The sequence below is a fragment of the Nostoc sp. MG11 genome (assembly GCF_014904695.1).
Lineage (GTDB): Bacteria > Cyanobacteriota > Cyanobacteriia > Cyanobacteriales > Nostocaceae > Komarekiella.
Window position 1 is genome coordinate 270,954 of the sequence record NZ_JACXXN010000008.1, and the last position, 13,383, is coordinate 284,336.

Here is a 13,383-nt window from a genome sequence, read left to right on the forward strand (position 1 = left end):
CCATTATGTTATAGGTTAAGATAAGTTAACATAATTTTAATAATGCCCTCTCCTATTCAGAGACACTACGCGATGGCGCGTAGCCCCCGCTGAAAGCGAAACGCACAAAAAATACAGGAGGATAGACCTCGGTGAATAAACGATGGAGAAATGCAGGGCTGTACGCGCTGCTATTTATAGTTGTCATTGCGCTAGGAACAGCATTTTTTGACAAGCAGCCTCAAAGCAGAGAGACATGGCGTTACAGTGAATTTATTCAAGCAGTTGAAAAAAGCAAAATCAAACCAGATGGCGAAAACGACACATTTGCAGAAGTTCGGCTGAGTGCAGATCGGTCTATGGCTGATGTAAAGTTGCAAGACTCAAGGCGAATTGTAGTGACCTTGGTCAACGACCCAGACCTGATCAATACTCTCACCGCAAAAAGCGTTGATATTAATGTTTTGCCTCAAACCGATGAAGGATTTTGGTTTAAGGCACTCAGCAGCTTATTTTTCCCAGTATTGCTTTTGGTTGGCTTATTCTTCTTGCTACGCCGCGCCCAAAACGGCCCAGGTAGCCAAGCCATGAACTTTGGTAAGTCTAAAGCCAGAGTGCAAATGGAACCACAAACACAGGTGACATTTGGCGATGTTGCTGGTATTGACCAAGCCAAACTAGAACTAAATGAAGTCGTAGACTTTCTGAAAAACGCTGATCGCTTTACCGCAGTTGGTGCAAAAATTCCTAAAGGTGTGTTGCTAGTTGGCCCTCCCGGTACAGGTAAAACCCTCCTAGCTCGTGCTGTAGCAGGCGAAGCAGGTGTACCCTTCTTCTCCATCTCTGGCTCCGAATTTGTGGAAATGTTCGTAGGTGTGGGTGCATCCCGCGTCCGCGATTTATTTGAACAAGCTAAAACCAACGCCCCCTGTATCGTCTTCATCGATGAAATTGACGCTGTAGGTCGTCAGCGGGGTGCAGGTTTAGGCGGTGGTAACGATGAGCGGGAACAAACCCTCAACCAGTTACTCACTGAAATGGACGGATTTGAAGGCAACACCGGCATCATTATTATTGCCGCCACCAACCGTCCTGATGTCCTAGATGCAGCACTGTTGCGTCCAGGTCGCTTTGACCGCCAAGTTGTAGTAGACCGTCCCGACTACGCAGGACGCAGCGAAATCCTCAAAGTCCACGCCCGTGGTAAAACCTTGGCGAAAGACGTAGATTTGGATAAAATTGCCCGTCGTACTCCTGGATTTACCGGCGCAGATTTATCCAACTTGCTGAATGAAGCCGCAATTTTGGCAGCACGTCGGAATTTGACCGAAATTTCGATGGACGAAATCAACGACGCCATTGACCGCGTATTAGCTGGCCCCGAGAAGAAAGACCGGGTAATGAGCGAAAAGCGCAAAACCTTGGTAGCATATCACGAAGCCGGTCATGCCTTAGTTGGTGCTTTAATGCCCGACTATGACCCAGTACAAAAAATTAGTATCATTCCTCGCGGTCGCGCAGGTGGTTTAACTTGGTTTACCCCCAGTGAAGACCGGATGGATACTGGTTTGTACAGCCGCGCTTATCTGGAAAATCAGATGGCGGTGGCTTTAGGTGGTCGCATCGCCGAAGAATTAATCTTTGGTGAAGAAGAAGTGACTACTGGCGCTTCTAACGACTTACAACAAGTAGCCCGCGTTGCTCGTCAGATGATTACCCGATTTGGGATGAGCGATCGCTTAGGCCCAGTTGCCCTTGGTCGTCAGCAAGGTAACATGTTCTTAGGTCGAGATATCATGTCAGAGCGCGATTTCTCTGAAGAAACCGCTGCTGCAATCGATGAAGAAGTCCGCAAACTTGTTGATGTAGCCTATACACGCGCTAAAGAAGTGTTAATGGGCAACCGCCACATTCTAGATCAGCTAGCGCAAATGCTAGTTGATAAAGAAACGGTAGATGCCGAGGAATTGCAAGAAATTCTGGCAAATAATGACGTAACAACCGCCGCTTTTGCCTAATCAATATTTGGTTGAAATTTAAAATCTAGATTCGGGGTAATTCTGGGATTTTCCAGAGTTACCCTAATTTTTTGAAACCCCATAGACTATCTCGAAAATAGCGTATTGAGCATGAAAAAAACAGATTTTCATTCTGCGTTGTGAGTTATGGCGAACAGCAATAGCAAAGTATATCAGCTTCATCATTGATATCCAGTGCGATCACAGTTTATATTACTAGAGAACGCATAGATGTTTGAGTGTCGATCTACCTTAATTTCGTGAGAATTTTGTTCTTCTATAAACACCAAGCCTGCCTAAATCTGGAACATATGACATTATCCTAAGTTAAAGCTTTTCGCAGTCGTTGTTCAAAATAAATCAGGTCTACTCCAAGATTTTGCAAAACCCTGATTGCGGCCCCTCCTCCCACACCTTCTGTACCTTCCTTAAGAATGCCTAACAGCAAATGCTCTGTGCCAACGTAGTTGTGATTGAGTTTCCGGGACTCTTCTACCGATAGTTCTAACACCTGCTTAGCCCTAGGTGTAAAGGGAATATCCACAAGCGTAGATCCCCTACCTCTGCCAATAATTTTTTCTACCTCAATCTGAGCATTTTCCAAGTTTACACCCACAGTGGTGAGAAACTGCCATCCAATGCCACTCCCTTCACCAAGTAACCCCAGCAGAATCCCCTCAGTACCAATAAAGTCATGTCCCAAGCGGCGAGATTCACCTTGGGCAATGTTGATGGCTGTAACAGCTTTTTGAGTAAATCTTTCAAATCCCTTGAGGTGGAATCTGCCAGACATAAACCCAAAAAGTCTTTCAAAGATAGACTCAAAAAATCTTTCAAACGTAAACCCTTCCTGCGTGGATGTATTATTGATTGACTCAAGGGTGCGATCGCCCCTAATATTTCCTGTCGTTAAAAAAGACAGTAAATTCTCCATCGTCTCTGCATTCGCTGAGTACCACAGAAATTGCTTCTCTTTTCGGCAATTAACTAACTCCTCGATCCGCAGCTTCTCTAAATGGTGCGATAGGGTTGAGTTTGGAATCTTTAGCTTTTCCTGAATATCTCCCACGGTCATCCCATCTAGATAAGCTGCAAACAGCAGTCGCATAATTTCCAGCCGAGGCTCCGACCCCAGGGCAGCAAAAATATCTGCATACCGAGCCGTGTCTTCGTTGTTATTCATATTTCTAGAATAATCGAAATAATTAATTTGTTAATAGAAACCCTTGTAGAGACGTAGCAGTGCTACGTCTCTACAATCATTTTCGGAGATATATGAGGATGCCAATTAAGCCTTACCACTACCTAACAAATACAGCAGTGCCATGCGAACAGCAACACCGCTAGTAACTTGCGATTGAATAAGACTAAATTCCGGGTCATCCATCAAATCAGAGCTAATTTCCACACCACGGTTGACTGGGCCTGGATGCAAAACTTTAACGTTAGGTTTGCACAATTGCAACTTTGCGCGAGTAATCCCAAATAGCTGATGATATTCTCGCAAACTTGGCAGTAGATGAGCGGTCATACGTTCCTTTTGCAGACGCAAAGTCATGACAAAATCAGCATCCTGCAAAGCTGGTTCTAGTTGCCAATGTAGAAATAGTTGGGGACTGGGAGATGAGGGAGCAGGGGAAGCAGGGGAAGCAGGGGAAGATGAGGGAGAAATAACCAATGACTCTTGACTTCTGTCTCCTGTATCCTCAGAGAAATACTCAGCAAATAACTTGGGTAAGAGGGTAGGTGGCGCGGCGAGATGTACTTGAGCACCACTGGCAATTAAACTCCAGATATTTGACCGCGCAACGCGAGAATGCAAAATATCCCCAACAATGGCAATTTTTTTACCTTTTAAAAGTTCCAATCGCGGATTAGCTGGGTCAATTAAAGTACAAATCGTAAATAAATCTAGCAGTGCTTGAGAAGGATGCTCATGTTGACCATCACCAGCATTGAGAACACTAACTCGTACACCTAAACGATCCATTTCAGCTGCGATCGCATTTGGTACTCCTGCCTCTCGATGGCGAATCACCATAATATCAGTTCCCATTGCCAAATAAGTCTTCGCTGTGTCGAGAATTGTCTCTCCTTTTGTCATCGAAGAAGTTGCTGCGGCAAAGTTCAGTGTATCCGCACTTAAGCGTTTTGCCGCAATTTCAAAACTGCTGCGAGTCCGGGTAGACGATTCAAAAAACAAATTCGCCACCACCTGTCCTTGTAAAGTTGGCACTTTCTTTGTCCGCCGTGATAATACCTCTTGAAAAGAAGCAGCAGTTTGCAAGACAGTATCGTATTCAGCGGTAGTGAAGTCAGCCAGGGAAAGAACGTGATGGCGATTCCATGTGGTAGTAGGCATAAATAGCTATCATCCTGCTATGGAAATACGACTACTCGCGTTTCTATAGCTTTTTAATTTACATACGCAGAGGAAATGATAGCATCTGTCTTCTATCAAATTGTTTTGTCATTGGTCATTGGTCATTTGTATTTTTAAAGCACAAAGGACTAGTGACTAATGACAGTTTTAACAAAATATGCGATTTTGAAGCACTTAGTTGATTAAATTGGTAAATGTAATACCTTTAAAGCAAACGAAATCAGAGTCAGGAACGTTAAAAACCCAATTGTATCCAGCATTGTTGTCACTAATGGCCCGCTAACTAAAGCAGGGTCGAGCTTTAGCCGTTTCAAACCCATTGGTAGTAAAGTACCAAGTGTAACAGCCACAATTGTATTAGTTGCCATTACCATTCCGGCAATTAAAGCCACCCATCGCTCTTGGGGTCGCGCCCAAATCAAGGAAAGTAGGAACATTGTGGTGGCTAAAACTACGGCTGTGCCTAAACCAGCACAAAGTTCTTTGCGGAGAATTTTCAGCGTATCTTTGGGTGTCACCTCACCCACACCCAAGCCTCGGATGGTTACTGTCAATGCTTGAATCCCAACAGTACCACCAGTGTTAGAGAAAATTGGCATGATGACTGCTAGAACTGGCACGGCAGAAATTATAGCTTGGAAAGGCGCGATCGCACTAGCTGCACCAATATAGAGTGCCATGATACCCAACAGCCAGGGCAAGCGGTTGCGTATGGTGAGTAGAGGAGAAGACAAAGCTGCTTCATCACCACTTACACCCGCCAATTTTTGAATATCTTCTGTAGCTTCCTCCTCCAAAATATCCATCACATCATCAATGGTGATAATGCCGACTAATCGGTCTTCCCTGTCAACCACGGGAATAGCAATTAAGTCATAGCGCTTCATGATTTGGGCGACTTCTTCTTGGGGGGTTTCGGTTCTCACTTTGATAACGCGATCGCTTGCAATATCTCGGATTAAAACATCAGGAAAAGTAAACAATAACTGACGCAGTGAAACCACTCTCACTAACGTGCGGTTGTCGTCTGTGACGTAGGCGTAGTAAATTGTTTCCTTGTCTTCGTCCTGACGGCGGATTTTGCTTAAGGCTTCACCTACAGTTAATCCCTCCCGCAATCGGACATATTCCGTCGTCATCACCCGCCCAGCAGTACCTTCTGGATAACCGAGAATCGTTGCTGTGGCTTGCCTTTGTTCTGGACTCAGTTCTTGCAACAGCCGTTTAATTACCCCAGCAGGCAGTTCGTCAAATAATTCTGCTCGTTCATCGGGACTCATCGCCTCTACAAGTTGCACTACTTCGACATCATGCAACGAATTAATTAACTCTTCCTGCACCTCTGTTGGCAGATATTCAAATACATCAATTGCTTGAGTTTTGTTGAGTAAACGAAATGCGATCGCTCGTTGTTTTTTAGGCAATTGTGTAATGTATTCACCTACATCCACTGGTTGTAAGCGATTTAAATCCCATTTCAACTGGTTCAAATCGGCAACATCAAGAGCCGTGCGGACATCCTGTGTGAGCATCATACATAATACCTCCTAATGTCTCCCCCGCGCTGAGAGACTGCCTCACCAGCTTAGAGGAGGTTGATACTGCCATCCTGTGGACTTTGGTCCATAAAATCTCAAAAATTCAATATCGATATCCAATCGGGGTATCGCTAAGCCATATACTAACCCGGAATGGTGTTGTGCGGTAACTAATTACTAGTGTTGAGAATATATGGCATTTTGCACAAGTCAGCAACTTATTGCCCTGATTTTTATGTAATGTTCCTGTGACTTAAAGTAAATTTTACTACTGTTATAATTTGTGTCAACCTAATCAAAGAATTTACGGACAAACTTTATATAGTTAAAATCTTTACAAAGAGATGCGTAAATTAAAAGCGATCGCCACAGCAAAATTACGAGATGCGATCGCGTAGCGTCTCCGTAGGAGAATCGCCTCCGGCGGGGCGTAGCCCATCGCTTTTCGCCCAAATCTCAGTTTGTTTAGCAATAACTGGTGGTAACATTTGTGCAATGGCGATCGCTATTGCCGGAAACTGCAAGCATGAAACCCAAATAACATATTTATAGTTATTCTAAATCGGGCAATGTTTACTGGCAATAAACAGTTACTAACTCTTCATTCCTAACTTTCAGTTACCAAACAGATTTCTTGAGCGAACCATCAGCGTATAGTTCTAGTGGTACTAGCTCGATTTTCCCATTAACTTTAACTTGGGAGTAAACCAATCTTACTAGAGGAGCATGATTTTCGTTGTAACGCAGAGACATAATTTATCTCCTTTTCTACTGACTTTTATTGTGTTCAAAAACTTTGATGTTTATCATTTACTCAACGGATTTTTGGTTAATCTTGTCTCTTTTGAATGGTTATTTATCCTTATTTAAAATTATCAATATCTCTTGTTGAATAAGTATAAATTCGCACACGTGGCGATCAAGATTTGAAAAAATATTGGATTTTGGTTATGGTTCACTGAAATTCAGCACCGAGACGCCTAGTAACGCGAGATAATAAGAAACTCACGCTAACCTTGTCTGTGTGCAACTAATTCTTCACAGCCATAGGGTCGAATTCCGCAAGCTGCTCTGAACCAAACCATGAAAACATCTACCAAATTGCTAGCTCGCCTGGAGTATTACTACCAGCAAATTCAAACTATCATCCTTGCTCGTCAAAATCCGATAACTGGTTTGCTACCTGCAAGTACAGCTATCACTGCTCACGGTGATTATACTGATGCCTGGGTGCGAGACAATGTTTACAGCATTTTGGGAGTTTGGGGTTTAGCGCTCGCATACCGCAAGGTTGACGACCACGAAGGACACAGGTATGAACTAGAACATAGTGTCATCAAGCTGATGCGTGGGCTGCTTTTCGCGATGATGCGACAGGCTCATAAAGTGGAGACATTTAAACACACTCAGTCGCTACTGGATGGTCTACACGCCAAATACAATACTGCGACTGGCGACATTGTTGTTGGTGATGACGAATGGGGACATTTGCAACTTGATGCCACATCTATATTTTTACTGATGTTGGCGCAAATGACCGCTACGGGATTACAAATAATCTATACGATTGATGAAGTGAATTTCGTCCAAAACTTGGTTTACTACATTGGACGAGCTTATCGCACACCAGATTATGGCATTTGGGAACGCGGAAACAAAATTAATCATGGCAATGCCGAGTTAAACACCAGTTCCGTGGGTATGGCAAAAGCGGCTTTGGAAGCCATCAACGGGCTGAATTTATTTGGCGTACATGGTAGTCAAACATCAGTAATTCATGTGCTACCAGATGAAATCGCCCGCGCCCGGATTACCCTAGAATCCCTATTACCTAGAGAATCTGGCTCTAAAGAAATTGATGCGGCGCTGTTGAGTATTATTAGTTTTCCTGCTTTTGCGGTCGAAGATTTGCAGTTACGCGATCGCACCTTTAACGAGATTATCACCAAACTTGCAGGCAAATACGGCTGCAAACGCTTCTTGCGCGATGGACACCAAACCGTATTAGAAGACAGCCACCGCTTGCACTATGAACCGTGGGAACTCAAGCAATTTGAGCATATTGAATGCGAATGGCCATTATTTTTCACTTATTTAATTCTAGATGGGTTATTTCGTGGAAATCCAGAGCAAGTTCAAAATTACCAAGAGCGCTTAGAATCATTACTCATTGAACAAAATGGTTTGCGTTTATTGCCAGAACTTTATTATGTTCCAGCCGAAAAAATAGAAGCTGAAAAGTTAGCACCCCAAACTCAACCACGTTTACCCAACGAAAATATTCCTCTAGTGTGGGCGCAGAGTTTATATCTTCTTGGTCAAATGTTAAGTGAAGATTTACTAGCAGTTGGTGATATCGATCCCTTGGGAAGACATTTATGCGTAGGAAAGCAGCGCGAGGCATTAGTACAAATTGCTTTGTTAGCGGAAGATGAAGATTTACAAGCCAAATTACAAGTCCACGGTATTGAAACCCAAACACCCTCCCAATTAGAACCAATTCAGGTGAGAAAAGCAGGGGAACTTTCAGATATTTATACTCAAATTGGACACAACAAAAAGCTCAGTTTAACTGGGCGTCCAGTGCGGCGGCTACGGAGTTTGACAACATCTAGAATCTTTCGCATTCAGGGTGAAACAATTGTATTTTTGCCCTCATTTTTAGACTCAGAGCAATTTTATTTAACCCTCGATTACCATTTTCTGCTGGATCAAATTAGAAGCGAACTAGCCTACATTCAAAAGTATTGGAGTGATTTAGGACGTCCTACTTTAACTTTAATGTTGACACACACAATATTAGATATCGGTTCTGAGGCATTACTAGAACTGATGCAAGAACTAAAAGACGGTATTTGTAATGGTGTGCGGGTAAAATTGGGACGACTAAATCAGCTAATGCTAACAGCCGGGATGCAAAGAATTGATTTTCTTCAAGATACGAAATTGTCCCTGTCGCCAGTTAAAAATGCTGGGCCACGTTGCTATTACCTACCTTATCATCCGGGAAAAAATTGGCGCTTAAGACATACCCAAGAATTTCAGATGGAGTGTGAAACTAACTTGGGGTTATTACTTTCTTATTTGCGCTCATCAGAAAATATCTATGAGCAAATTGAGTTATTGCAGACTTTGACGCGATTGCAGGGATTGAAATTTGATACGGGATATGGGGGGCCAGGATATCCTGTCACCGTAGCCGATTTACTTGATGAAGTTTACACCAAAGCTGGAGATTTAGGCATCTGGGCGGTAGTACGTCGTGCTGCTGGGTTACGGCGGATGGTTGATATCGGCTTATCAGATGCAGTGACGAGTATTTTGGTGCAAGGTAAGCAAATTGCTGTAGGTAAAGCTTATAGTGAAGCGTCGCTGATTACCGTACCCATGTCTCACCATGAGATTGCTGAGAAAATTAATCACTTTTGTCGTGAAGATATCCGCGATCGCGTCCTCACACAAGAGATCTTAATCTATCTTGGCATCCTCATCCGTTCAGAAACCGAACTATTTCGAGGACTGTTGACGTTAAGAGTCGGCTATCTAATTCTGTTAATAACCAGCGAACTAGCGCGGGAATTGCAGGTTACTCAAGATGAAGCATACGATCATTTAATGCAACTTTCACCCTTTGAGGTGAAAATGCGTCTGTATCAGGTATTAGCTGGATATAGTGGCATGAGTAACTTGCTTCGCCAGATGGAATCTCTGCACGTCAAACAAAAAGAAAGTGATATTGCTTGGGTGGTGCTACCAGCAATCACAGAAGAAATAGAAGTACCCCCTGGCGGTTGGCGGCGGTTTCGCCAAGCAGAAGGTGCAACAGGCCGCGTACCCAAAGAATTTTTTAAGCAGATTTGGCTATTGATGCAACATTGTAAGGGCTTAGTGATTGGCGATAAACTAGAGCGCCGCAATCGTTTAGATAGTGAGTTAATGCTATCAGAAATGACAGCAGGAGAAAGGAATTTTGCTTTGTTAGTTGAGCATTTGCTAAATAAAATTGAGGCTCCAGAATACCGACAAGTTAATATCGAAGCATTAATAGAATTAGCTGCGATCGCTGCCAATAACACCAACCTACAAATCGAAGAATATATAGTGTTGGATGTGTTAATTGGTCATGCAGTGAGACTAGCATGGTTAGAACGCCATCCTGAAAAAGGCGATCGCTATGACGAAGATAAAGCTAGTGCGTGGCGATCATTTTACAATACTTCTCCTAGAGATTGCGCTAGTTATATCCTCAAAGCATTCAGGTTCTTGACTGAGTTTGTGAGGGAGTTTTAAACGCAAAGGAGCGCAAAGAAAGATGGAGAATGAGTTGAGTGGAGTGATTATTGGTTGTGGGATGAGGGTACATACGGCTTTGGGGCCGGGTTTGTTGGAGTCAGCTTATGAGGCGTGTTACGCGTAGCCAACAACCTCTAATTCTCACTTTGCGCCCCTTTGCGTTCCTCTGCGTTTAAAAAATATCCCCTACTTCAGATACCAAAAGCAGGAGATTTATTAGATTTTATTTGATTGAAAAAACTACTTAACCGAAACAGCATCAACATCAATCGTGCTTGCGGTGGAGGTAGAACCATCTGGAGTATTGACAGCTTCGGTGTTTACATCACCCTTACGGGCTTTCCAGCCTTCAATTACTAGTCCAGATACTTCACCAACTAGTAGGGTTAAAAGGAAAACATCATCAATCTGTCCCACAATAGGTATAAAATCTGGGGCGATATCAATTGGGCTGACCAAATAAACTAGTGTTCCTAAAATTATCCACCAACGGTACTTTGGGTTACGAAGCGAATTACGATACCAAGTGTAAAGTGATTGGATTGAGAAATTCATGTTTTTAACCTCCAGTTATTTTTTATTTTGACAAACTATGCTAATAATTTCCGGTAGGAATAACCGCCCCAATTTGTCTGGAAGACTCTACTACCAAATACTTACCTTGTAATTCTGTATATAAGTCTAGTAATTTCTTGAGAACAAATAAGTTATCCAGCAGATATCTAGCATAAATGTTGATTATTTATGTTCTCTGGGAATCCTAGGCATATAAAGTTTTGTCTTTCTAGTATAAAGTGACCCGCTTTTAGAAAGGCAAAGCACTGATGCAAGATAAAAATTGAACTACCGATGAAGAGGCGTTACTCCGGTATATTTAAAATCCCACTACAAATGGTTCTCATTGTTCCATTTGTCTTGCAAATATTTGGCGCAGTGGGTTTGGTCGGCTACTTGTCATTTAAGAATGGACAGAAAGCCGTAAATGACTTAGCAGACCAGTTGATGGCTCGAACCAGCAATATGGTAGACCTGCATCTAAATTCCTATTTATCTATTCCCCACAAGGTGAACCAGATTAATGCTGATGCCATTCAGATGGGATTATTGAATGTACGCGATCGCAAAACCATCGGCAAGTATTTCTGGAAACAAATGCAGACCTATGACCTGACCTACATCGGCATCGGACTAACCACAGGCGAAGGAATAGGAGCTGCTCGTTACGATGGTAAAACCGTCACGATTGATGATTGGGTTGCCAAGCCTCCGAAAAATTTCTACAACTACGCCACAAATGACCAAGGCGATCGCACTCGTGTGCTTGATATTTTGGATTGGGACAACTTCAAGGAAACCTGGTATACGGAACCTATAAAAGCAGGTAAACCCATTTGGTCACGAATCTACACCTATTATTTACCAAATCATCCATACATTTCTGCCTCTGCGGGTCGCCCCATATATGACGCGCAAAATCGTCTGCTAGGAATGGTTGGCGTAGATATCCATCTCTTGAAACTGAGCGAGTTTTTACGGCGTTTGGATGTCAGCCGCTCTGGACAGGTTTTCATTCTAGAGCGGAATGGGATGTTGATAGCATCTAGTACGCAGCAACCCTTTACTCTAGTCAAGGAAGATATTCTGCGAGTCAAAGCCGCCGACAGCCCTGATCCTTCAGTTCAGTCCATTGCCAAACAGATTCAGCAAACTTTCAACGGCTTTGAGTCCATTGCTGAACCTCAAAAATTGCATCTCAATTGGCAAGGAGAAACGATTTTTGTCAATGTTACCCCCTGGCGTGATCAATATGGACTGGATTGGCTAGTAGTGGTTAGTGTGCCGGAACACGCCTTCATGGCACAAATCAACGCCAACAGCCGCACTACCATTCTGCTTTGCCTAGGAGCATTGGCTGTAGCAACCCTCATGGGCTATTTTACCTCCCACTTGATTACACAGCCGATTCTGCAAATGAACCGGGCAAGTAAGGCAATGGCTTCCGGTAATTTAGATCAGACTTTAGATATCAGAAATATCCAGGAACTAAATATACTTGCCCAATCTTTTAATCACATGGCACGGCAACTACGCGAATTCTTTACCGCCTTAGAAAACAGTAAGGCAGAGTTAGAAGATAGGGTAGAAGAACGCACAGCAGAACTCAAAACCGCTCTAAGTGAATTGCAGCGCACTCAAGCACAAGTGGTTCAAAGTGAAAAAATGTCTAGTTTGGGTCAATTGGTAGCAGGTGTAGCACATGAAATCAACAACCCGGTCAACTTTATCCACGGCAATATTACTCACCTAGCTGAATACACTCACGATTTGCTACGGATGATCCAGCTTTATCAACAACGCCATCCTAGCAATGACCCAGAAGTGCAAGCACTAGCTAACGAAATCGATCTGGAGTTCCTAATCGAAGATTTACAGAAGATGTTATCTTCCATGAAAATGGGAACTGACCGAATTCGTAACATTGTGCTATCACTGCGGAACTTTTCTCGCATAGATGAGGCGGAATTCAAAGCAGTTGACATTCATGAAGGAATTGAAAGTACGCTGTTGATTTTGCAACATCGTCTCAAAGACAAACCAGAATGTCCAGCAATTAAAGTGATTCGTGACTATGGCAACTTGCCCGAAGTAGAATGCTATCCTGGACAACTCAATCAAGTTTTGATGAATATTTTGGTAAATGCGATCGATGCTCTAGAAGAAGTAGATGCCAATCGCAGCTATCAGGAGATAGAGGAAAATTCCAGTCAGATTACCATCCGTACCTCAGTTAGCGATTCGCAGTGGGTAGAAATTGCGATCGCTGATAATGCAGGGGGAATGCCACAACAGATAAAAAACCGTATTTTCGATCCGTTTTTCACCACCAAACCTGTAGGCAAAGGCACAGGCATGGGTATGGCGATTAGCTATCAAATCATCACCGAAAAACATGGCGGCAAGTTGGAGTGTTTTTCTACCATAGGTCAAGGAACTGAGTTTATAATTCAAGTGCCTATTCGGCAACAAGTTGGCACAGCAATTTAAGTGGAATCTATAACGGTTGCAATAAGGGACTTACAGCGTTTTAATTAAGGTTCTTTATTTACACTGACACAGCTAAACTAACTTTCGGTTCTTGGGATTATGGCGTCTAGTTTGCTAAGCATCAACA

Annotated in this window: 10 protein-coding genes and 1 pseudogene; 4 read left to right on the forward strand and 7 right to left on the reverse strand. The window is 43.1% G+C overall.

Going from position 1 to position 13,383, the window contains the following annotated elements:
* Positions 1–131: 131 nt before the first annotated feature.
* Positions 132–1,997, forward strand: coding sequence for an ATP-dependent zinc metalloprotease FtsH3 (gene ftsH3 / locus HCR01_RS15070; protein ID WP_193196967.1), 1,866 nt, complete (start codon positions 132–134; stop codon positions 1,995–1,997).
* 322 nt (positions 1,998–2,319) lie between these two features.
* Here ftsH3 and HCR01_RS38680 read toward each other — a convergent pair whose 3' ends face one another.
* The 6 genes and pseudogenes from HCR01_RS38680 to HCR01_RS39975 form a co-directional block, all read right to left on the reverse strand.
* Positions 2,320–2,790, reverse strand: a complete 471-nt coding sequence (locus HCR01_RS38680; RefSeq protein WP_264299908.1) for a Clp protease N-terminal domain-containing protein — start codon at positions 2,788–2,790, stop codon at positions 2,320–2,322.
* A gap of 141 nt (positions 2,791–2,931) precedes the next feature.
* A pseudogene (locus HCR01_RS38685) lies at positions 2,932–3,180 on the reverse strand (ArsR/SmtB family transcription factor); the annotation flags it as partial.
* Positions 3,181–3,285: 105 nt separating this feature from the next.
* Positions 3,286–4,359 carry an aspartate carbamoyltransferase catalytic subunit gene (locus HCR01_RS15080; RefSeq protein ID WP_193196969.1) on the reverse strand — a complete coding sequence of 358 codons (1,074 nt, stop codon included), beginning with the start codon at positions 4,357–4,359 and terminating at the stop codon, positions 3,286–3,288.
* Positions 4,360–4,562: 203 nt separating this feature from the next.
* On the reverse strand, positions 4,563–5,912 hold the full coding sequence (mgtE, locus tag HCR01_RS15085; RefSeq protein ID WP_193196995.1) for a magnesium transporter: 1,350 nt from the start codon (positions 5,910–5,912) through the stop codon (positions 4,563–4,565).
* Between the two features lie 383 nt (positions 5,913–6,295).
* Positions 6,296–6,442, reverse strand: a complete 147-nt coding sequence (locus tag HCR01_RS15090; protein WP_193196970.1) for a hypothetical protein — start codon at positions 6,440–6,442, stop codon at positions 6,296–6,298.
* 94 nt (positions 6,443–6,536) lie between these two features.
* Positions 6,537–6,671: a hypothetical protein gene (locus HCR01_RS39975; RefSeq protein WP_264299907.1), complete on the reverse strand. Its 135-nt coding sequence runs from the start codon at positions 6,669–6,671 to the stop codon at positions 6,537–6,539.
* 330 nt (positions 6,672–7,001) lie between these two features.
* Here HCR01_RS39975 and HCR01_RS15095 point away from each other — a divergent pair, with 330 nt between their 5' ends.
* Together HCR01_RS15095 and HCR01_RS15100 are read left to right on the forward strand one after the other, a co-directional pair.
* Positions 7,002–10,208 (forward strand): glycoside hydrolase family 15 protein, encoded by a 3,207-nt coding sequence (locus HCR01_RS15095; RefSeq protein WP_193196971.1) that lies wholly within the window; start codon positions 7,002–7,004, stop codon positions 10,206–10,208.
* 22 nt (positions 10,209–10,230) lie between these two features.
* A complete protein-coding gene (locus HCR01_RS15100; RefSeq protein ID WP_413773949.1) occupies positions 10,231–10,335 on the forward strand; it encodes a GxxExxY protein in 105 nt (34 codons plus the stop codon).
* Positions 10,336–10,451: 116 nt separating this feature from the next.
* Here the strand turns inward: HCR01_RS15100 and HCR01_RS15105 are convergent, their stop codons facing one another.
* A complete protein-coding gene (locus tag HCR01_RS15105; RefSeq protein WP_193196972.1) occupies positions 10,452–10,766 on the reverse strand; it encodes a YkvA family protein in 315 nt (104 codons plus the stop codon).
* 336 nt (positions 10,767–11,102) lie between these two features.
* Here HCR01_RS15105 and HCR01_RS15110 point away from each other — a divergent pair, with 336 nt between their 5' ends.
* Positions 11,103–13,256, forward strand: coding sequence for an ATP-binding protein (locus HCR01_RS15110; protein WP_413773950.1), 2,154 nt, complete (start codon positions 11,103–11,105; stop codon positions 13,254–13,256).
* Positions 13,257–13,383 lie beyond the last annotated feature (127 nt).